At 73.2% G+C, this 20,983-nt stretch carries 18 protein-coding genes and 1 pseudogene; 13 read left to right on the forward strand and 6 right to left on the reverse strand.

The window, feature by feature from the left end; genetic code table 11:
- Positions 1–588: 588 nt before the first annotated feature.
- Positions 589–2,739 carry a SpoIIE family protein phosphatase gene (locus tag ABZ079_RS12825; RefSeq protein WP_356939748.1) on the forward strand — a complete coding sequence of 717 codons (2,151 nt, stop codon included), beginning with the start codon at positions 589–591 and terminating at the stop codon, positions 2,737–2,739.
- 214 nt (positions 2,740–2,953) lie between these two features.
- Here ABZ079_RS12825 and ABZ079_RS12830 read toward each other — a convergent pair whose 3' ends face one another.
- Positions 2,954–4,378, reverse strand: a complete 1,425-nt coding sequence (locus ABZ079_RS12830) for a S1 family peptidase (protein WP_356939452.1) — start codon at positions 4,376–4,378, stop codon at positions 2,954–2,956.
- A gap of 198 nt (positions 4,379–4,576) precedes the next feature.
- On the opposite strand from ABZ079_RS12830, the gene ABZ079_RS12835 reads away from it, so the two are divergent.
- From ABZ079_RS12835 to ABZ079_RS12855, 5 genes are all read left to right on the forward strand, one after another.
- Entirely contained in the window at positions 4,577–4,990 is a 414-nt protein-coding gene (locus ABZ079_RS12835) for a PaaI family thioesterase (RefSeq protein ID WP_356939453.1), read from the forward strand.
- 453 nt (positions 4,991–5,443) lie between these two features.
- Positions 5,444–5,659, forward strand: a complete 216-nt coding sequence (locus ABZ079_RS12840) for a type A2 lantipeptide (RefSeq protein WP_356939454.1) — start codon at positions 5,444–5,446, stop codon at positions 5,657–5,659.
- A 135-nt stretch (positions 5,660–5,794) separates the two neighbouring features.
- The gene (locus ABZ079_RS12845) at positions 5,795–6,601 is read left to right on the forward strand and encodes an HlyD family efflux transporter periplasmic adaptor subunit (RefSeq protein WP_356939455.1); all 807 of its coding nucleotides are present in this window, start codon (positions 5,795–5,797) and stop codon (positions 6,599–6,601) included.
- Positions 6,598–8,820: an NHLP family bacteriocin export ABC transporter peptidase/permease/ATPase subunit gene (locus tag ABZ079_RS12850; protein WP_356939456.1), complete on the forward strand. Its 2,223-nt coding sequence runs from the start codon at positions 6,598–6,600 to the stop codon at positions 8,818–8,820. Before ABZ079_RS12845 ends, ABZ079_RS12850 begins: the two co-directional genes overlap by 4 nt.
- Before the next feature lies 1 nt (position 8,821).
- The gene (locus ABZ079_RS12855) at positions 8,822–11,638 is read left to right on the forward strand and encodes an NHLP bacteriocin export ABC transporter permease/ATPase subunit (protein ID WP_356939457.1); all 2,817 of its coding nucleotides are present in this window, start codon (positions 8,822–8,824) and stop codon (positions 11,636–11,638) included.
- Between the two features lie 47 nt (positions 11,639–11,685).
- On the opposite strand, the gene ABZ079_RS12860 is transcribed toward ABZ079_RS12855, so the two are convergent.
- Positions 11,686–12,567: a ribonuclease BN gene (locus ABZ079_RS12860; protein ID WP_356939458.1), complete on the reverse strand. Its 882-nt coding sequence runs from the start codon at positions 12,565–12,567 to the stop codon at positions 11,686–11,688.
- A gap of 270 nt (positions 12,568–12,837) precedes the next feature.
- Here ABZ079_RS12860 and ABZ079_RS12865 point away from each other — a divergent pair, with 270 nt between their 5' ends.
- Positions 12,838–13,884 (forward strand): galactosyldiacylglycerol synthase, encoded by a 1,047-nt coding sequence (locus ABZ079_RS12865; protein WP_356939749.1) that lies wholly within the window; start codon positions 12,838–12,840, stop codon positions 13,882–13,884.
- Positions 13,885–14,031: 147 nt separating this feature from the next.
- Here the strand turns inward: ABZ079_RS12865 and ABZ079_RS12870 are convergent, their stop codons facing one another.
- The 3 genes from ABZ079_RS12870 to ABZ079_RS12880 are packed head-to-tail and all read right to left on the reverse strand — an operon-like array spanning position 14,032 to position 16,644.
- Positions 14,032–14,823 carry a polysaccharide deacetylase family protein gene (locus ABZ079_RS12870; RefSeq protein WP_356939459.1) on the reverse strand — a complete coding sequence of 264 codons (792 nt, stop codon included), beginning with the start codon at positions 14,821–14,823 and terminating at the stop codon, positions 14,032–14,034.
- A gap of 36 nt (positions 14,824–14,859) precedes the next feature.
- The gene (locus ABZ079_RS12875) at positions 14,860–15,786 is read right to left on the reverse strand and encodes a DMT family transporter (protein ID WP_356939460.1); all 927 of its coding nucleotides are present in this window, start codon (positions 15,784–15,786) and stop codon (positions 14,860–14,862) included.
- Between the two features lie 6 nt (positions 15,787–15,792).
- A complete protein-coding gene (locus ABZ079_RS12880) occupies positions 15,793–16,644 on the reverse strand; it encodes an SDR family NAD(P)-dependent oxidoreductase (RefSeq protein ID WP_356939461.1) in 852 nt (283 codons plus the stop codon).
- A gap of 252 nt (positions 16,645–16,896) precedes the next feature.
- Between ABZ079_RS12880 and ABZ079_RS12885 the strand changes: the two are divergent.
- The 6 genes and pseudogenes from ABZ079_RS12885 to ABZ079_RS12910 form a co-directional block, all read left to right on the forward strand.
- Positions 16,897–17,186, forward strand: a pseudogene (locus tag ABZ079_RS12885) (FAD-dependent monooxygenase); the annotation flags it as partial.
- 478 nt (positions 17,187–17,664) lie between these two features.
- Positions 17,665–17,940 carry a hypothetical protein gene (locus ABZ079_RS12890; RefSeq protein ID WP_356939462.1) on the forward strand — a complete coding sequence of 92 codons (276 nt, stop codon included), beginning with the start codon at positions 17,665–17,667 and terminating at the stop codon, positions 17,938–17,940.
- A gap of 42 nt (positions 17,941–17,982) precedes the next feature.
- On the forward strand, positions 17,983–18,150 hold the full coding sequence (locus tag ABZ079_RS12895; protein ID WP_356939463.1) for a hypothetical protein: 168 nt from the start codon (positions 17,983–17,985) through the stop codon (positions 18,148–18,150).
- Positions 18,151–18,301: 151 nt separating this feature from the next.
- Positions 18,302–19,315: an iron-containing redox enzyme family protein gene (locus ABZ079_RS12900; RefSeq protein ID WP_356939464.1), complete on the forward strand. Its 1,014-nt coding sequence runs from the start codon at positions 18,302–18,304 to the stop codon at positions 19,313–19,315.
- A gap of 21 nt (positions 19,316–19,336) precedes the next feature.
- The gene (locus ABZ079_RS12905) at positions 19,337–19,990 is read left to right on the forward strand and encodes a HemK2/MTQ2 family protein methyltransferase (RefSeq protein WP_356939465.1); all 654 of its coding nucleotides are present in this window, start codon (positions 19,337–19,339) and stop codon (positions 19,988–19,990) included.
- Entirely contained in the window at positions 19,971–20,171 is a 201-nt protein-coding gene (locus ABZ079_RS12910; protein ID WP_356939466.1) for a CDGSH iron-sulfur domain-containing protein, read from the forward strand. The genes ABZ079_RS12905 and ABZ079_RS12910 overlap by 20 nt, the downstream gene beginning before the upstream one ends.
- A gap of 208 nt (positions 20,172–20,379) precedes the next feature.
- On the opposite strand, the gene ABZ079_RS12915 is transcribed toward ABZ079_RS12910, so the two are convergent.
- The gene (locus tag ABZ079_RS12915; RefSeq protein WP_356939467.1) at positions 20,380–20,814 is read right to left on the reverse strand and encodes a protease inhibitor; all 435 of its coding nucleotides are present in this window, start codon (positions 20,812–20,814) and stop codon (positions 20,380–20,382) included.
- Positions 20,815–20,983 lie beyond the last annotated feature (169 nt).

Genomic DNA, 20,983 nt, shown 5'->3' on the forward strand with positions numbered 1-20,983 from the left:
CGCGTGTGCCCCGGCGAAGCCTCGGCAAACCCGGTGCCGCCGAAAAAAAGTCGACGCGGCACCCGCTCCCGGGGCCACGGCCGGATCTCGCGGCGCCCCGGGCCGACGGCGGATGCCGGGCTCGGCGGTTGGCCGAACCCGCCTCTGATCTGGGGTGACGATTCGGCCAGTGGGAACGGGCGGAACGAGCGGGCCCCACCGGAGCGCTATGCGCCACCGACGCACCGTTCTCGACGGCCCCGCCGCCCCCCGGAGCGGAAACCACGGCACGGCCGCACCGTCGGGAACCGGCCGAAGCGGTGGCCGGCTCTTGTCACCCGTCTGAAATCAGCCATCCGGGCGCGCGGGGGCGCACACGGCCGGCATGTACGCCACCGCACGCTTCGGCTGCGCGGGCATGGGCCGGGCCTCGCGGGGTATACAACGGTGCTCGTCGCATGCCCGAGGGTGCTCGTCGCATGCCCGAGGGTGATCGGCGCATGTCCGACGGTGCCGGTCGTATGGGCGGGAGCCGCGGGCTCGCCGTGCGCGAGGCACTGCCGCGAGGGACTCTTGACCCCTGGATGCGACGCGCGGCCGTACGAGGAGGTGGTCGGCGTGTCCGACGGGCCACGGCCGGGACCGGCGCCGGCGGCCGGCGGAACGCCGGTCGGCCTGCCGATGCTGTCGCTCGCACTGGCCTCGATGCTGGAGGACGTGCACGCGCACTCCGGCGCGCTCTACCTGCTCAGGTCCGACGAGCCGGTCCTGGAGATGGCGGTGATGGCGGGCCTGCCCCGGGCCTTCGCGGCACCATGGGAGCGGGTCGGGCTGAGCGCGCCGATCCCCGTCGCCGACGCGGCGCGCCACCGGCGGCTGGTGTGGGTCGGCAGCGAGGAGGAGATGACCCGCCGCTACCCGCGGATCTCGGTGGTGCTGCCGTATCCGTTCGCACTGGCCGCGGTGCCCGTTGCGACGGAGCACCAGGTGTACGGCGCGGTGTTCGTGACCTGGCCCGGCGCGCATCCACCGGAGCTGTCGGACGGGGAGCGCGAGCGTCTGACGGCGGCCTGCGGCCGGCTGGCGAAGCGGCTGGAGCGAGCCGCCGAGGAGGACCGGCCGGTCGGCCACGAGGCCGATGTGCTCGCGACCCCGATGTCGGGAGTGGCGGGCACGCCGGGCGCGGTCGAGGCGGCGCGGATGGTGTCCCGGCTGCCGTACGGACTGGTGTCACTGGATCTGCACGGCAGGATCGGCTTCGTCAACGCGGCGGCCGCCGAGCTGCTCGGCCGGTCCGCCGGGGAACTGCTCGGCACCCTGCCCTGGGTGTCGGTGCCCTGGCTCAGCGACCCGATGTACGAGGACCGGTACCGGGCTGCGCTGCTCAGCCAGCAGGTCACGTCGTTCGTGGCACTGCGCCCTCCGGATGAGTGGCTGTCGTTCCGGCTGTATCCGAGCACGACCGGACTGAGCGTGCGTATCGGCCGGGCCCGGGCCGTGGCGGAGATGTCGCACGGGGCACCGCGGGCGGCCCCGCACCCGTCCCGGCTGGTGACGATCTCTCAGGTGCTGAGCCTGGCGGGCGCCCTCACCGAGGCGGTCGGTGTGCAGGACGTGGTGCAACTGGTCTGGGCCGAGGTGGCCCCGGCGGTGGGCAGCCAGGCACTGATGCTCCTCCGCTCACAGGGCGGGCGGCTGCACGTGCTGGGGCATCGCGGATACGCCGACGCGCACGTCGTGGAGCGGTTCGACGGGCTGCCGCTGACCGAGCGCACCCCGGGCACACAGGCCCTGCACAGCGGGGTGCCCGCGTTCTTCGACTCGCGGGAGCGGTTGGAACGGCTGTATCCGAACCGGCAGGAGACCCTGGACGGCTTCGCGTCCTGGGCGTATCTGCCGCTGATCGCGTCCGGCCGGCCGGTGGGGACGTGCGTGCTGGCGTACGCCGAGCCACACCCCTTCCCCGCCGACGAGCAGGCCGTCCTGACCTCGCTCGGCGGACTGATCGCGCAGGCTCTGGAGCGTGCCCTGCTCTACGACGCCAAGCACCGGCTGGCACACGGCCTGCAACAGGCGCTGCTGCCGCACACGCTGACACCGCCGCCGGGCATCGAGGCGGCGGCCCGCTATCTGCCGGCCACCCAGGGCATGGAGATCGGCGGCGACTTCTACGACCTGGTGCCCACCCGGCCGCTGGCCGCGGCGGTGATCGGGGACGTCCAGGGACACAACGTGACGGCCGCGGGCCTGATGGGGCAGATCCGCACCGGCGTCCGCGCGTACACCACGGTGGGGCAGGCGCCGCACGAGGTCATGAGCAGCACCAACCGGCTGCTGATCGACCTCGGCTCAGAACTGTTCGCCAGCTGTCTGTATCTGCGGCTGGACCCGGCGAGCGGTCGGGCCGTCATGGCGCGGGCGGGGCATCCGCCGCCGCTGCTGATACGGCCGGACGGGCGGGTGCGGGTGCTGGACCTGGCGGGTGGTCCGCTGCTGGGGATCGACGCGGCGGCGGTCTATCCGACGACCGAGGTGTCCTTCGCGCCCGGCTCGGTCCTCGTCCTCTACACCGACGGCCTGGTGGAGTCCCCCGGTGTCGACATCGAGGACGCCCTGGTCGGCCTCGGCGCGCTGCTCTCGGAGATCGGCGACCAGCCGCTGGAGAACCTCGCGGACGAGGTCCTCCGGCACAGCGCGGCCGTCCGGGAACGGCTGGACGACGTGGCGGTGCTGCTGCTGCGGGCACGCGACGCCGGCTGACGCGCCGCAGCCGACGCCCCCCGTTGACGTCCCGCCGCGCGGCCCGGCCGGTGACACCTCACCGCGGCGTGGCATCGTCCGCCATGGCCCGGCCGCGGCCTGACACCCCACCGGACGGGTGAGCCGCTGTGGTCCGGCCCTCCCGCCGGAGGGCCGGACCGGACCCTGCCTACCGGAACCGCGGTGAGGCGGCAGGGGGCTCGGGTGCGTCCGGTCAGTGCGTGTCGGTGAGGGACGAGCCGTCGTCCGCCGAGCCATTGCCCGACTGGTCGTCCGCCGAGCCATTGCCCGACTGGTCGCCGGCCGAGGCGGACGGGTCGGTGCCGCCACCGATCTGGTCACCGCCGGCACCGGACTCGTCACCGGCGCCCGCCTGGTCGCCCGCGCCCGCCTGGTCTCCGGCACCCGCCTGATCGCCCGCGCCCGCCTGGTCGCCGGCACCCGCCTGATCGCCCGCGCCCGCCTGGTCGCCGGCACCCGCCTGGTCGCCCGCACCGTTGCCGCCGGCGCCGAGGGTCGCGCCGGTGGCCTGGAGCGCGGTGGTGACGGGCTGGAAGAAGGTCTCGCCGCCGCTGGTGCAGTCACCGCTGCCGCCGGAGGTGAGGCCGAGGGCGCTGCCGTCCTGGGTGAACAGGGAGCCGCCGCTGTCGCCCGGTTCGGCACAGACGTTGGTCTGGATGAGGCCGGTGACGGTGTCGACGCCGCCCGGATCGGTCTCACTCTGGAAGTTGACGGTGGCGTCGAGGCCGGTGACCTGGCCGTTGTGCAGACCGGTGGTGGACCCCATCCGGAACACGGTCTCGCCGACCGTGGCGTCGGCCGCCTGGTTGATCTGCACGGTCTGGCCGTTGCCGGTGTTGACCTCGCTCGGTGCCTGCGTGGTGGCGTCGTTGTACTTGACGAGCGAGAAGTCGTTGCCCGGGAAGGTGGCCTGGTCGACGGTGGCGATGGGCTGCCCGGCCTGGGAGTCGGACCAGTCCTTGGCGGCGACCCCGCAGTGACCGGCCGTCAGGAAGGCGGGGCTGCCGTCGGAGGCGGTGACGTTGAAGCCGAGGGAGCAGCGGACGTTGCCGCCCTGCGCCTGGGAGAAGATGGCGTCGCCGCCCGAGACGAAGGTCTTGAACGTACCGGCGGACTTCTTCAGGGTCGCCGTGCCGGAGCCGAGGCTTCGCACGGTCGACTGCAACCGGTTCCACTTGGCACCGGTGACGGTGGCGTCGGCGGTGACCAGGACCTTGTTGGTGCGCGGGTCGACGGCCCAGGAGGTGCCGGGGATCGTCGCCTTGGTCTTCAACGTCCTGGCGGCGGCCTTGAGTTCGGCGGTGCTGTTCTCCACCTGCCGGACGACCGCGCCGGCCTTCTTCGCCTGGGCGATGACGTTGCCGTCACCGCTGACCACGTTGACGACGAGTTGCCGCTTGCCGCTGTCGTAGTACGACCCGGCGAAGGCGTCGCCGAGGATTTTCTGCAGCTGGGCGGCGAGGCCCGAGGCGTCCGTGGCCTTCAGGGTCTTCGCGGTGCCGGTGGCGCCCGACGCCTGATCCTTGTCCTGGGACGCGTTGGCGTGGGGCAGCAGGAGGGCCGCCGCTCCGAGCGCCGCGACACCGCCCACCGCTATCGCGGCTTTGCGCTTGGGCATTCGCTTGTGACTCAAACTTCTCGACCTCCTGGAGAGGGGGGCTGCCGCTGTAGGGCAGTTCGTATCGGGGCGCCTGGATGGCCCTACGTACGCACCGGCCGCGCGGTGTGTTCAATTCCGCTTCTCAACGGCCGTGCTCCGAGGGCGAATCGGCCACGCTCCGCGTGTCGTGGCAGGCGGCCGGGAAGAATCCCCCATATGACGATGACCACCGCCGAAGCCGACAAGATCCTCAACGCCAACTTCGCCCCCTGGGTGCTGGATCTCGGGCTGCGCGTCGAGGGGGTGGGCGAAAACCGGGTCACGCTGCGCCTGCCCTGGTCGGAGCGGCTGGCACGGGAGGGCGGAGGGCTGTCGGGGCAGGCGCTGATGGCGGCCGCCGACACGGCGACGGTGATCGCTGTGTCGGCCGCGCGGGGCGGGTTCGTCCCGATGACGACGGTTCAGCAGTCCACCACGTTCCAGCGGGCGGTGACCGGTTCGGATGTCCTGATCGAAGCGGTCCTCACCAAGCTGGGCCGCCGGATGGCGTTCGCGGACATCACCCTGAGCGACGCGGAGTCGGGGGGGCTCGCGGCCCGGGCCAGCACCGTCTACGCGATTCTGGGCTGACACGCTCTGTGGTCGATTGACAACGTTCCGTTCCGAACGCGTACCGGAATCCCTGCTTCAGGGAATCTGCACATCGACTACTCAACCGAGCCACCGTCACCAGCGGATCTGCACACCCGAACGCCCCCGGCCACGCCTTTGGAGCGGAGTGCCGGATTCGCCGTCCGGGGGGCAAGGGCCCCGGCGCGACGATGCCGCGCACCATGTGAAGGAGTCGCCGACATGCCGTGCGCACGCCTGCACGGATGAGCCCCCGCGTGAGCCAAGTGCCCAGGTGAGAGCGTTGATTGATTGGAAGCGCGCCCTGCGTGCGTGCTTTGATCCATCGCACCGCAGGGGTCGCCCCGGTCCCCGGAGACGGGTGCCCGGGACCCGCGGTCGCGGCCGTCCGTCTGTCCCCAGAGGGGGCCGCTCTCCCCCTTGTGAAATATCCATATGAAGGGAAGTTCCACCATGAACTCCACCCCCCAGGTCGAGACCCTCGAGATCTCGGACGCCGAGCTGGACAACGTCTCCGGCGGTCTGTCCGTGAACGCCCTGAACACCGTGACCGGTGCCGTCAACGGCGTCGCCCCGGTTTCCGGCCTGGTCGGCACGGTCGTCGGCACGGTCGAGGGTGTCACCGGCCTGAACACCCAGCCGGTCACCAACCTGGTCGCCGGTCTCTGATCGCACCTCGGTGTCACCTTGGTCCCGGAGTCGTCCCTCGACTCCGGGGCTCTCGGGTGCCCGCAGGAACCCCGGCGGTTCCGACGGCGCGCCCTTCCGTCGTAACGATGTCTCTCCTCGGGTGAGGGAAGTTCCGTGCAGTTCCGCCAACAGGCCCTCGCCAAGCTTCAGTCACCGGAAGAGCTGGACCTTCCGGTGCGTCTCGCCCGCCCGCAGGGCTGGCTGGCGCTGGGCGTCACCGTCGTCGTCATGGCGGCGGCCTCCGTCTGGGCGATGACCGGGTCGGTCACCTCCACGGTGAGCGCACAGGCCATCCTGACGCACGGTCAGGGCAGCTATGTGCTCCAGAGCCCCGTGGCCGGCCAGGTGACGGCCGTTCTCGCCAAGCAGGGCCAGCAGCTGCCCGCGAACGCCCCCGTCCTCGAAGTGCGTACGCCGCAGGGGACTTCAGTGGTCCGGACGGTGGCCGCGGGCCGGGTCACCACACTCGCCGCCACCATCGGACAGATCGTCCGGACCGGCACCGACGTCGCCGCGGTCGAGAAGGTGACCCACGCCTCCGACCCGCTGTACGCGACCGTGTACGTCCCCGCCGAGAACGCCGCCGCCATCCCGGCACACGCCTCCGTGGACCTCACCGTGTCCTCGGTGCCGAGCCAGAAGTACGGCGTGCTGCGCGGCCGGGTGAAGTCGGTGGACCGCACCGCGCAGTCCGCCCAGTCCATCGCCGCGTTCCTCGGCGACAGCCAGCTCGGCGAGCAGTTCACCCGCACGGGCCGCCCGGTGGCCGTCCTCGTCGAGCTGGACGAGTCGAAGGCGACGAAGAGCGGTTACCGCTGGTCCACCGCCGACGGACCTCCTTACGCGCTCGATTCGATGACCCTCGCCTCCGGGTCGGTCAAGCTGGCCGACCAGCGCCCCGTCGATTGGCTGCTCCCGTGACCACCACGCAGGAAACCCGTGGCCGCAGACGGGCCGCCCCGGCCAAGCGGCCGGTCCCCAAGCCCCGTACGGGCACGGTCCGTACGCCCACCGTGCTCCAGATGGAGGCCGTCGAGTGCGGCGCCGCCTCCCTCGCGATGGTCCTCGGCCACTACGGCCGGCACGTCCCGCTGGAGGAGCTGCGCATCGCCTGCGGCGTCTCCCGCGATGGCTCGCGCGCCAGCAACCTGCTGAAGGCGGCGCGCGGTTACGGCCTGACGGCCAAGGGCATGCAGATGGATCTGGCCGCCCTCGCCGGGGTGCGCTCACCGGCCATCCTCTTCTGGGAGTTCAACCACTACGTCGTCTACGACGGCATGGGCCGCCGCTTCGGTCGGCGTGGCGTGTTCGTCAACGACCCCGCCAAGGGCCGCCGTTTCGTGCCCCTGGAGGAGTTCGACGGCAGCTTCACCGGCGTCGTGCTCGTGATGGAGCCCGGCGAGGGGTTCACCAGGGGCGGGCGCCGGCCGGGTGTGCTCGGCGCGATGCCGGCCCGGCTGCGCGGCACCGCCGGCACTCTGCCCGCCGCGGTACTGGCCAGCCTGCTGCTGGTCGCGGTCGGCGCGGCCCTACCCGCACTGAGCCGCACGTATATCGACCTGTTCCTCATCGGCGGGCAGACCTCGCTGCTGGGCGTGCTGTTCGCCTCGATGGCCACCTGCGTGCTGCTCACCCTGGTGCTGACCTGGCTCCAGCAGGCCAACCTGCTGCACGGCCGGATCATCTCCTCCACCCTCTCCAGCGCGCGGTTCCTGCGCCATCTGCTGCGCCTGCCGGTGACGTTCTTCGCGCAGCGTTCCCCCGCCGACCTGGTGCAGCGGCTGCAGTCCAACGACCAGGTCGCCGAGACCCTGGCCCGCGACCTCGCGGCGGCGGGCGTGGACGCGATCGTGGTCGTGCTGTACGCCGTACTGCTCTACACCTACGACCCGCAGCTGACGTTCGTCGGCATCGGCGTGGCCCTGCTCAACGTGGTGGCGATGCGACTGGTCATACGGCTGCGCGCGACCCGCACGGCGAAGCTGCGCGCGGACACGGCACGGCTCACCAACACCTCGTACACCGGCCTTCAGCTGATCGAGACGATGAAGGCGACCGGCGGTGAGGACGGCTACTTCCGCAAGTGGGCCGGGCAGCACGCCACCACGCTGGAGGAGCAGCAGCGGCTCGGTGTACCGAGCGCCTGGCTCGGCGTGGTCGCGCCGACGCTCGCCACGTTCAACAGCGCGCTGATCCTGTGGATCGGCGGGATGCGCGCCGTCGAGGGACACCTCTCGGTCGGTCTGCTGGTCGCCTTCCAGGCGCTGGTGACCCGCTTCACCGCCCCGCTGACCCGGCTGAACGGCGTCGCGGGCCGCATCCAGGACTTCGCGGCCGACGTGGCCCGGCTGAAGGACGTGGAGAACTTCCAGGCCGACCCGCTCTACGCCCGCCCCGGCGGGAGCGACTCCACGCGCCGGCTGCACGGGCACATCGAGCTGGAGAACGTCACCTTCGGCTACAGCCCGCTGGACCAGCCGCTGCTGAGCGGGTTCGACCTGACCGTCGGCCCCGGGCAGCAGGTGGCGCTCGTCGGCGGTTCGGGCAGTGGCAAGTCGACGGTGTCCCGGCTGATCTCGGGCCTGTACGCGCCCTGGGACGGCGTGATCCGCATCGACGGCCGCCGGCTGGAGGACATCCCGCGCGGCGCGCTCGCCTCCTCCGTCTCCTTCGTCGACCAGGACGTGTTCCTCTTCGAGGGCTCGGTCCGCGACAACGTGGCCCTGTGGGACCCGTCCATCCCGGACGAGGCCGTGGTGGAGGCACTGACGGACGCGGCCCTGTACGACGTGGTGATGCGCCGGCCGGGCGGCATCCACAGCAAGGTCGAGCAGGACGGCCGCAACTTCTCCGGCGGTCAGCGCCAGCGCCTCGAGATCGCGCGGGCGTTGGTGCGCAGGCCCAGCATCCTTGTGCTGGACGAGGTCACCAGCGCGCTGGACGCGGAGACCGAGCTGCTCGTGATGGACAATCTGCGGCGGCGCGGCTGCGCCTGCGTGGTGATCGCCCATCGGCTGAGCACGGTCCGCGACAGCGACGAGATCGTCGTGCTCCAGCACGGCACGGTCGTCGAACGCGGGCGGCACGAGGAGCTGGTGGCACGCGGCGGTGCGTACGCCACGCTGGTCAGGGAGCGGTGAGATGACGTCCGTGCACGAAGGCGACCTGGTCCTCGGCGCGCTCGGCTCGCTGGGCACGCGGTTCGACTGCGCCGGTCTGAGCCGCCTGGACCTGGAGGGTCCACAGGTGCTGTGGCTGGTCGCGGCGGGCGCCCTGGACCTGTTCGCGGTGGACGCCGCCCAGCAGGGCCACTGGCACCACCTCGGCCGGCTGGAGGCGGGCGCGCTGCTGCTCGGCCCGGTGACCGGCCCCGAGCACACCCTGGTGGCCCGCCCGGTCCGGGACTGCGTCGTACACCGCGTCAACCTGCGCGAGTTGTACCAGCCCGCGCACACCCAGACCTGGTCGTACGACGAGTACGGCAACCCGCAGTACGTACCGCCGACGTCGAGCCCGCTGGAATACGCGCTCGCGCTGGGCGTCGGCCGTGGCCTGTCCGTCCTCTTCCAGGCGCCGATGGCCGAGGAGCGGGCCGCCGCTCCGGCCGACGACGACGTGTTCTGGATGCAGGTGCCACCGGGCAGCGTGCAGTACGGCTCGCTGTACGGCGCGGAGGCCGCCGCCGACCTGCTGATGGACCCGGCGCTGTGGCAGAGCCTGGTCGACCAGCAGTACCGGCTGCTGACCGCGCTGGACCGCTGGATCGAGCGGCTGGAGCGCACGCACGAGACGCGTACGGCCGCCGGGATCAAGGCCGGTGAGGCGGTCCGCGCCCAGGCCGACCAGACCCTGCTGGCCTCCATCGGAAAGCGCTCGGCCCGCCGTACGACGGCCGCCGACGCGGACGCCACGTACGCGGCCTGCAGGCTGGTCGCCGAGGCGGCCGGGATCACCCTAGCCGAGCCCGCGCAGAGCGGCACCGAGAGCGACCGCCTCGACCCGGTCGAGCGGGTGGCGCTGGCCTCCCGGGTACGCACCCGGGCCGTGCGCCTGGACGGGCGGTGGTGGCGGGAGAACGTGGGCCCGCTGGTCGGGCACCGGGCCCTGTCCGGTGCCCCGGTCGCGCTGCTGTGGCGGCGCGGTGGCTATGTGGCCGTACAGCCCGCGACCGGCCGTGAGACGCCGATCGAGAAGGCGAACGCGGAGGAGTTCGAGCCGCGCGCGGTGATGTTCTACCGGCCGCTGCCCGACAAGCGGCTCGGGCCGCTGGGACTGCTGCGGTTCAGCCTGCGCGGCACGCGCGGCGACCTGCTCAACCTACTCCTCGCGGGACTGGTGACGGTGGCGATCGGCGCGCTGGTGCCGGTCGCGACGGGCAAGGTGCTCGGCGAGTACGTGCCGAAGGCCCAGGAGGGCCTGATCGTCCAGGTGTGCCTGGCGGTGATGGTGAGCGGGGTGGTGGCGGCGGCGTTCACGCTGCTGGAGAACCTGTCCATCCTGCGGCTGGAGGGCCGTATCGAGGCGGCGCTGCAACCCGCCGTCTGGGACCGGCTGCTCAGGCTCCCGACCCGGTTCTTCACCCAGCGCTCGACCGGTGAACTGGCCAGCGCGGCCATGGGCATCAGCGCGATCCGCCGGCTGCTGGCGGGGGTCGGGCCGGTGGTCGCGCAGTCGGTGGCGGTCGGCGCGATGAACCTCGCTCTGCTGTTCTGGTACAACGCGCCGATGGCGATGGCGGCGATCGGCATGCTCGTCGTCATCGGGGCCGCGTTCCTGGGGCTCGGGCTGTGGCAGGTCCGCTGGCAGCGACGGCTCGTGGTGCTCGGCAACAAGCTGAACAACCAGGCGTTCCAGACCCTGCGCGGTCTGCCCAAGCTGCGGGTGGCGGCGGCGGAGAACTATGCTTACGCGGCCTGGGCGCGGGAGTTCGCCCGCAGCCGGGAACTCCAGCAGAAGGCCGGCCGGATCAAGAACCTCACCACGGTGCTGGGCGCGGTCTATCTGCCGGTGTGCACCCTGCTGATGTTCATGCTGCTGGCGGGGCCGGCGAAGGGCGCGATGTCGGCCGCCGCGTTCCTCACGTTCAACACCTCGGTGACGATGGTGCTGACCTCGGTCACCCAGCTGACGGGTTCCTTCGTCTCGGCGGTGGCCGCGCTGCCGCTGTTCGAGGAGATCAAGCCGGTCCTGGACGCCACGCCCGAGGTGCGCACCGCGAGCACCCGCCCCGGCCCGCTGTCAGGCGCCGTCGAGGCCCGCCGCCTCTCCTTCCGGTACACCGACGACGGCCCGCTCGTCCTCGATGACGTGTCCTTCGTCGTCCGGCCGGGCGAGTTCGTGGCGATCGTCGGCCCGAGCGGCTGCGGCAAGTCCACCCTGCTGCGGTTGCTCATCGGCTTCGACAGGCCGGTCTCCGGGAGCGTCCTGTACGACGGCCAGGACCTGGCGGCCCTCGACCAGTCGGCGGTCCGCCGCCAGTGCGGAGTGGTCCTGCAGCACGCCCAGCCCTTCACCGGCTCCATCCTGGACGTCATCTGCGGCACCGAGCCGTACACGCCGGAGGAGGCCATGGCGGCGGCGGAGATGGCGGGGCTCGCGGAGGACATCAAGCGGATGCCGATGGGCCTGCACACGATCGTCGCGGGCAACGGCGCGATCTCCGGCGGGCAGCGGCAGCGCCTGATGATCGCCCAGGCCCTCATCCGGCGCCCGCGCATCCTCTTCTTCGACGAGGCCACCAGCGCCCTGGACAACGACACCCAGCGCATCGTCATCGACAGCACCCGCAAGCTGAACGCCACCCGCATCGTCATCGCCCACCGGCTGTCCACGGTGCTGGACGCCGACCGGGTGATCGTGATGGAGGACGGCAAGGTCGTCCAGCAGGGCACACCGGCCGAACTGCTCGCGGACACCGGGGGCCGGCTGCACGAGCTGGTGCGCAGGCAGATGGCCTGAGGCCGGCCGGCCACGACCGGCGGGCCCGGTCGCGATCACCCCTGGTCTCAGGACGACCGACCGGCCGGCCCGTCGTCTCGGTCGCCCCGGCCGTCCTCGTCCTCGTCCTCGTCCTCGTCCTCGTCCGGATCGTCTTCCCGGTGGTCGTGGGACGGCATCCAGTGGTGTTCGCAGAACCAGCGGCCGAACAGAGCGCCGCCGTAGATGACGAAGCCGACGCCGATGAGCCAGGACTCGACCACGAGCACCGTGCCGACAGCGCCGTAGCTGAGGGCGTTGGTGACGATGAGCGGAGTGAAGACGAGGGAGGAGAAGACCCGCAGACCGCCCAGACCGATGACAGTGGCGAGCGCGCCCGGCAGCAGGGCGCGCCAGCGGACCTGGCCGCCGAGCAGGAAGCGCTGCCCCCACCAGAAGAACAGCACGCCGCTGGCCGTGGACAGCGCGATCCGCTGGCTCCCGTGCAGCGCCGTCTTCGTCGTCACCTCCTGGTAGAGGTAGGCCGTGAGGGCCACCAGCCACGTCGCCTGGCGCCAGACCCGGTGCCAGGGGCCGGAGGCGAGGCCCCAGATCCGCTCGTAGGCGTTCTGCACGCTGCCGCCGAAGGACACGCCGAAGACCGCGAGCAGGACCCCGCCCCAGGCGCTGGTGGTGCCGATGACGTTGCGCGGGGGGCTGATGACGTCGGTGATCACCCGGGCGGACTTCCCCGACAGCCCCATGCCGTCGGTGAGCCACGAGGCGAAGCCGCCCCGCACCAGGGGGTCCGCGGCGGCGACCACGATCAGCAGCGGCGCCAGCGTCACCAGGGCCAGCGTGGCGAACCCCATGGCCCGGTGCAGCAGTTCCAGCTCACGGCCGTGCGCGAACAGGGCCCGCACGCCGAGCCACTTCCAAGCGCGGTGCAGGCCGCGCCGCAACCGGTTCACGGCTCCTCCCGTGCTCGCCGCCCACACGCTCTCCTGTGCCGATTCATCCATCCCCGCGTGGACCGGGCAACTCGCCGGGGACGGCATGCGCCGACACGGCGCAATGGTGCGCAGCCGAGACCGTCCGATCCCGCGACACGACCGACGGGTCCGCCGTTTGCCCGGCACGTCACCGGAGAATCGGACTCCGTGCGAACTCCTGCCGAGGTGCCCCGCCCCGAACGGCGTGCGCCGGGCGGCCGGCGACGGACGCTGATCGTGAGCGCGAGCATGGGCGCCGGCCATGACACGGTGGCCGCCGAACTCGCACGCCGCGCCTCGGCGTACGGGCACGAGCCGCACGTGGTCGACGTGCTGCGGCTGCTGCCGTACGGCCTGGGTACCGGGCTGCGCCGCTGCTATCAGGCCTCGGTGCGGCACGCCCCCTGGATGTATGCCGGTGTCTACGGCGCGTTCCTGCGCGGCGGCACCGGCCCGCGCCCCAGTGGGGTGCCGCTGGCCCGGCTCGCCGCTGACCGGCTGACGGACCTCGTGGACCGGCTGGACATCGACGTGGTGGTGCCCGTCTTCCATCTGGCCGCGCAGCTGACCGGGCACCTCAGGTCACGGGGCGGGCTGCGGGTGCCGAGCGCCGTCTTCCTGCTCGACTTCGCCGTCCACCGGCAGTGGCTGCATCCCGGCAACGACCGGTACCTGTGCCTGACGGACGGAGCGGCGGCCGAGGTGCGCCGGGTGCTGGGCACGCCCGCCGTGACGACCGGCCCGGTGGTCGCGCCCTCCTTCCTGGCCCCGGCCCCCGGAGCGGCCCGCTGGCAGGAGCTGTTCGCCGGGCGGGCGCCCGGCCGGCCGCCGGTGCTGTTGTCCGCGGGTGCCTGGGGAGCGGCGTCCCGCCCGGCCGAGACCGCCCGGCTGCTGGCCAGGGCCGGCTATCTGCCGGTCGTGCTCTGCGGCCGCAACGAACGGCTGCTCGCCCGGGTGTCCCGGGTGCCGCCGACGGTCGCCCTGGACTGGGTCGACGACATGCCCGGCCTGCTGGCCGCCGCGTACGCCCTGGTGGACAACGCCGCCGGCCAGACCGCCGTACAGGCCCTGGCGGCGGGGCTGCCCGTGGTGGGACACCGGCCGCTGCCCGGTCACGGGGCGGAAGGGGTACGGCGGATGGCCGCGCTCGGCCTGTCGGAACTCACCACGGACGGGCCCGCCCTGCTGGCGGCGCTCGGCAGACTCTCGGAGACCGGCCAGGAGCGCACGGAACGAACGGCCCGCGGCCGCGCACTCTTCCGGCGCGATGCGATGGAATGCGTGGCCGACCTGTGAGGCGGCCGCATCCCCGGCAGATCCGGTGGCGCACCGCACTCCACGGCCGATCCGCACGGCGGCCGCGCGGCGGACGGCCGAGCCCGGGCCCCGCCCGCCGCCGGGTCGGCCACCACCGATCCGTGCAGCACCCCTCGGTGGGGGGTGTCAGCGCCCTCCGTCGTCCGCTGGGGCCGACGTCGGCACCGCGGTCCGGGCTGGAGGCGGTGCCGAGCCGTGTTCGCGGAGCGGGCCGACGGTCAGGCCCGCGTCCCGGCAGCCCTCGACGATGGCGGGCAGCGCGCCCAGCGCCGAGTGCCCGCAGCCGGGGGCCGAGTACCGGTCCGAGTCGTGCAGCAGGACCGTGCCGCCGCCGCGCAGGTCCGCCGCGACCCGTGCCCATACGGACGCCGGGGTGGCGTCGGCCCTCCAGTCCTTGCCCCACGCGGACCACAGCACCGTCCGCAGTCCGGCCCGCCGGGCGGCCGACCAGCGCCCCGTGGTGAGAATGCCGTAGGGAGGGCGGTACCACCGCGGGCGGTGGCCGGTGACGCCGTGCACCGCGTGGACGGCGCGGCTGATCTCCTCGGCGTCGCGGGCGAACGCCGGGCGCCAGGGCCGGTCGTGGGTCCAGCCGTGTACGGCGAGTTCGTGCCCGCGCCGTACCGTTTCGCGAGCCAGGGCGGGATGGCGGACCACATGCTCACCGAGCACGAAGAAGGTCGCCCGCACACCGAGCCCGTCCAGCGCGTCGAGGAAGTGCGGCGTCGACTCCGGGTCGGGACCGTCGTCGAAGGTCAGCGCCACGTGCTCGCGGTGGCCGGCGCCGGACAGGCCGGGGAAGAGCAGCAGGCGTACGCCCGGGAGCCAGGTGGCCGCCGGGCCGACGTGCGCCGCGGCGACACCGGCCGGCAGCAGGAGGGCCGCCGTTCGCCAGGAGCGGGCGGTCACGGGGGACATCGGTGAGCTACCTCCTCGGTGTGACAGGGGGCCCGGTCAGTGCCCGCGGGGCGCCGGCTGCCGGTCTCCGTCCCGGTACGGCGGGCGACCCGGCGCGGACGTGTCCCATTGCCGTCCGAACGACGGAGCATGGGCCAGGCCGATGCTGCCCGCGCCGATCAGGGCGATGCCGATCACCTCCGGTATCAGGGCCAGCCCGAGACGGATCGTTTCGGCGAACAGGACCCAGCCGAGTACGACGCTGGTGAGCGCGTCGCCGAGGGTGAGGGCGGGCTGGGAAGCCGTCAGTGACCCGGCGCCGAGCGCGCCCTGCAGCAGCAGGAAGGCGACGAGCCCGGCGCCGCCGGTGGCGTACAGCGACCAGTGCGCGAACATCGCCTCGGGCCCGTGTCCGAGCCGTCCCACGGCCTCCTTGAGCAGCGCCGCGGTGGTGGCGAAGGACACGGCGGAGGCGAGGCCGAGCAGCGCGGCCCTGGGGGCGCCCCTCGTCGGGCGGGCGGCCGTCACCAGCAGGACGACGGCACCGAGCGCTCCACCGCCGCCCAGCAGCCAGGTCCGGGGTGGTGCGGACGGCCGGCCGGGGGACGGCGCGGCCGCCAGCAGGAACACGGACAGCCCGACGGCGAGGGCGACGAACGCGAGCCAGGTCCGGCGGTCCGGGCGGCGCCGGAAGACCACACTGCCCACGGCCAGGGTGAACAGCAGCTCGGCGGCGAGCAGGGGCTGCACAAGGGACAGGCTGCCCACGGCCAGCGCACCGGCCTGCAGCAGGCTGGACAGCGCCAGCATTCCTGCGCCCGCCAGCCAGTACGGGCGCCGCACCAGACGCGCGAGCCGGCGCACGGCGGACCCCGCCCCGGTGCCCTCGTCCGGCTCCTGCACGGCCGCCCGGCGCTGCAACACCGAGGCGGACGCGTTGAACAGGGCCGCGAGCAGGGCGAGCACCACCGTGACGGCGATCATGGCCGCTCACCCGTAGCGGGCGGCGAGCCGCCGGTAGAGTCCGGGCGCGGCGCCGCGCACCCGGGCGGGCAGGCGCAGCCACCCCGGGACGTACACCTCGTCCTTGCCGTGCAGGACGGCGGCCCGTACGGCGTCCGCCACGCGCTCGGGGGGCACCGGCCTCGGCCACGACCGCGTGTAAGGGATGCCCCGCCGGTCGAAGAAGGGGGTGTCGACCACGCCGGGGATCACATGGCTGACGCCCACGCCGGTGCCGCGCAACTCGTACCGCAGGGCGTCGGCGAAGGTGGACAGGGCCGCCTTGGCGGCGGAGTAGACGGCCTCGCCGCGCACGCCCACGCTGCCGGCGAAGGAACCGATGAGCACGATGCGCCCCGATCCGGCCGCGATCATGTGCGGCAGCAGGGTGCGGACCAGGTGCACGGTGGCCAGCAGGTCGACGCCGACGACCTCGTCGATGCGTGCGGGGGGCATGGCCGTGAAGTCTCCGGCCCAGCCCACCCCGGCGTCCGCCACCAGCAGGTCCAGCCGTCCGAGGTGGGCCAGGGCGAGGTCGGTGAGCCGGCGGTCGGCGCCGGGCCGGGCCAGGTCCGCGGGCAGGGCCACCGCACCGGCCTGGGCGGCCACCTGCTCCAGACGGGTGACGTCACGTCCGTTCAGCGCCAGCCGCCAGCCGTCGGCCGCCAGCCGGCGGGCCACGGCCGCGCCGATGCCGGAGGAGGCGCCGGTCACCAGGGCGGTGCCGCCCAGGCCTGCTCCGTGCTCGGCCGGCCGCGGGGCGGAGCCTGGCTCCGGGGCGGAGGTTGCGACCGGCTCGGTGCGGTTCGACGGTCCTGCGGGGGACGGAGCGTGGGACATGGTGACGACCTCACTGCGACGGTGTGCACGGGTGCGCGGGTTCCGGGGCCGAACCCTCGCGGTGTATCCAGGGCGCCACAGACTGAAACGCCGCGCACGGCGGAGCCCTCGCGGTCTTGGGACGTGACGGTCCCCGAGTCGCCGGGTGTGGCCTCCGGGGGCGGCCATGGGGAACGAGACGGTGTCCGGACCCGCCGGAGACGGGGTGGCGGTCCTGCGGCCGTTCACCGGAGCGCCTGGCGGGAGAAGCGCATGTCGGACACCGAGGTGTTGATCGCCGGTGCGGGCCCGGTCGGTCTGACCGCCGTCCTCGAACTGCGCCGCCGGGACGTGGACTGCCGGCTGATCGACCGGCTGCCGGACCGGCTGCCGTACGCCGAAGCCGTCGGCATCCAGCCGAGGACGTTCGAGATATGGGACCGGATGGGCGTGGCCCGCACGCCGCTCGATGCGGCGTCCCCCCCCTGCGCGGCCAGCTGATCTACGCGAACGGCGCGGAGCGGGCGCGGATCGAGCTGACGCCGCCCGAGGAGGTGCCGTACGAGGCACGCGGCGCAGGGCGTGTCGGCCGACCCCGGTGCGCCCGAGACGATCATGCCGCGCGAGGCCCAGTTGCTCGGTCCCGGTCCGGGTGTGTGCCGCCTGACCGGCGCGCCCGGTCGGTCCAGGCCCGCACCGGAGCGCCCGAGGGCACACGGGCGCCGGCCCAGCCGTCGTGGAACTCCGCCCAGGACGCACTCGCCCCGCGCGCGGGCCGTCGAAACGTCCACCGCGCGCCGGGGCGTCGAGCGCGGCCAGGCACACCTCCCGGCCGGTGGCGTTGAGGACGCCGGTGAGCGTGAAACGGGTGCGCTGCTCCCCGACGGCTTCCATGTCGAAGTGGAGATGCGGGGCGGGCCGGCGGCGAGCACCCGGCCGGTGGTGCGGGGCGGGCCGGCGGCGAGCACCCGGCCGGTGGAGCGGGAAGGCGATCACCGCGCCCGCGATGAGGACGATCGCGGACCACCCGGAAGGCGGTGGGTGCAGGCCTCGATCGTGGCCTGGGCCCACCGGCTTGCTCGTGGCGTCCCGCCCGGCGAGGTGGTCGGTGGCGGCGCTCGCGGCGAGCGTGTTCCGCAGGGCCGTACCGATCGAGCCGCCTACCTGCTGCTCGGCGTTGACGGCCGCGGAGGAACCACTCCGGGGAAGTCGTTCGTGTGCGGGGAGCTGTGCGGCTGCGGCTCCTGGGCGGCGGTCGTCCCGGAGACCTCCACCCGCGCCCCGTGGCGGGACGCTTGGGACCGCGCCGGCGGGTAACTCGTAGTGGATCAATAGCAGGCCGCCACGGAAGGAGACGCCATGCCAGGCGGGAACGACCGCGAGGACCGGCCCGAGACGGCCCTGGAGGAGGTGCTCCGCGAGGTCGAGGAGGCCGAGAAGCGCGGTGAGGACGAGGCCGGCTCGGGTGAGGCCGGGGATGCCACCACCCCGAACACCGGGGCCCAGGAGCAGGCGGAAGGCAACTGAGACGGCCGGCCGGGCCGTGAACCCGTACGGGGTGCTCCGCAGACACCCGGGCCACCCCGTACGGGTTCACGGCCATGGCCGGCGGCTTCCGTGACTTCTCAGCGCGGAAGGGAGCACTACTGCTTTCACGCGGTCCGGGTACCCGAGCCCCATGAACCACCACCTGCGAGGACCCCAGCTGCCCGCGCCCCGCGGACCGCTATCCGCCGCGGTCACCGCCTGTCTGCGCGGCGACGGCCCCCTCCCCCGCCCTGCGGACGCCGAGGGCGCGGACCCGTACGGCGACGACCTGCACCTCGCCCTGTACGTCTGCTACGAGCTGCACTACCGCGGCTTCGCGGGCGTCCGCCCGCAACTCGAGTGGGATCCGGAGCTGCTCCGCGTCCGCGGCGCGCTGGAACACCGCTTCCTGTCCGCGCTGCGCGCCGACACCCCGGTACACCCGAGCCTGGACGACGCGCTCGGCGCCCTCCTGGTCGAGCCGGTCGAGGGCACCGGGGTCACCCACTTCCTGCGCGATGAGGCGGAGCTGTGGCATCTGCGCGAGTACGCGGCCCAGCGCTCCCTGTACCACCTGAAGGAGGCCGACCCGCACGCCTGGGTGCTGCCGCGGCTGTGGGGCCGGGCGAAGGCGGCGATGGCGGCGGTGGAGTACGACGAGTTCGGCGGCGGCCGGGCCGAGCGGGTCCACGCGCGCCTGTTCGCCGACCTGATGACGGACCTGGGCCTGGACACCGCGTACGGGCGCTACCTGGACGCCGCCCGAGCGGAGATGCTGGCCGTCGTCAACCTGATGTCCCTGTTCGGGCTGCACCGCGAGCTGCGCGGCGCGCTGGTGGGTCACTTCGCCGAGGTCGAGATCACCTCCTCACCGGGTTCGCGCCGGCTCGCCGAGGCGATGCGCCGCACCGGCGCCGGCCCCGCCGCGGAGTTCTTCTACGACGAGCATGTGGAGGCGGACGCGGTGCACGAGCAGGTCGTCCGCCACGACGTGATCGGCGGGCTGCTCGACGAGGAGCCGGAGCTGGCGGGAGACATCGCCTTCGGGATCGACGCGACCGAGTACCTGGAGGACCGGCTGGCCCGGCGGCTGCTCGCCGACTGGCGTGCGGGACGGTCGTCCCTGCGGGCACCTCTGGAATCACACATGGCCCATACATCCTGACCGCCGGGGTACCCGCGCGGTGTGATCGCATGGGTGTTTCCGGGCGTGTACGCCCCACAGGACGACACGGAGCTGCTGGCCGAGGCCCTCCGAGAGGAGGCCCCGAACCCTGGCACGCGTGTGCTGGACGTGGGCACCGGCAGCGGGGCGCTGGCGCTGGAGGCCGCCCGGCAAGGCGCCGAGGTGACCGCGGTGGACGTTTCCCTGCGGGCGGTGTGGACGGCCCGGGTGAACGCCTGGCTGACCCGGCTGCCGGTGCACATCCGCCGCGGCAACCTCTTCGACCCGGTCCGGGACCGGACCTACGACATCATTCTCGCGAACCCTCCCTACGTGCCGGCACCCGACGCCGGACGCGGCCCGCGCGGCCGGTCCCGGGCGTGGGACGCGGGCCACGACGGGCGGCTGCTGCTGGACCGGATCTGCCGGGACGCGCCCCCGCTGCTGCGGCCCGAGGGCGTGCTGCTGATCGTGCATTCCGCGCTCAGCGATCCCGACCGCACCTTGGAGCTGTTGCGTGCGGCGGGCCTGAAGGCCGCGGTGGTCCGGCGCCGCTGGATCGCCTTCGGGCCGGTGCTGCGGTCCCGGGAGGGCTGGCTGCGCCGCCGCGGGCTGCTCAAGGCATCCGACGACAGGGAAGAGCTGGTGGTCATCCGTGCCGAACGAGTCCGCTGACGACCGTACCCGCCGGATCACCATGCGGCGGCAAGGGCCGCTGCTGGTGGAGGGGCCGGTGGAGATCGAACTGGAGGACGGCACCACGGTCTCCTCGGACCGGTTCTGTGTCGCTCTGTGCACATGCCGGCGCAGTCGCCGCTACCCGTGGTGTGACACGAGTCATCGGCGCAGGGCCTGAACACCGGTTGAAACCGCTGGTTTTTCGCCGCTCCCCGGGCGGGCCCCCCACGGGCCTGCCCGGGGAGCGGCTGTGTGCCCGGGTCCGGCGGGCGGCCCCACTCCGCCCGTCGGTCCCGGTGCGAGATCGCAGGTTCCCCGTTCCAGGGGCCGCACTCCCCAGTTGCGGACCTGATCCGGTGTGCACGGGGACCGTGCGATCCCGGTCCTTAGAACGCGAAGACGCTGCCCGCGATGGCGTCCTTCACGCAGGTGTTGCCGAAGGTGCGCTCGTAGGAGACGCGCTTGCCCTGCCAGACGCCCTGGACCGTGACGGTCACCGGGTCGTACACCTTGGTGCACCACACGCCGTCCTGGGCCTTCAGGGCGTCGAAGTCACCGTTGGCTCCGCGCAGTTCGGCGCAGGCCTGGGCCGCTGCGGGGTGAGTGCCGGAGGCCCCGGGGGCGCAGGCGAGAGTGACGGCGCGCTCCGGAGTGGCCGTGGCCGCATCGTTGCCGTGGCCGGTGGTGAGCACCAGCGCCGAGGGGGCGTAGAGCGACGACGGGGCGGCACCCGGTGCAGCGACGGCGGCCCCGATCAGGGGTCCGCAGACGGCGGCGGCCGTGAGGCCGAGGGCCGCTGCCCAGCGCGCGGTGTTCCGCATTGTGTGCATCCTTCCGCTTGAACAGTAGAGGGTCGTCGGCTCCGAGCCCGGTCGGGTGCCGGAGCGACGAGCGCCACTCTGCCGAGTCCGCGAGCGAAACTCACATCGAACCCATGGGTTTCAGTAACCTTTCGTGTTGAAGCAGTGGCGTGAAGTCACGGAAAACGAA

The organism is Streptomyces sp. NPDC006314 (genome assembly GCF_040613075.1).
Lineage (GTDB): Bacteria > Actinomycetota > Actinomycetes > Streptomycetales > Streptomycetaceae > Streptomyces.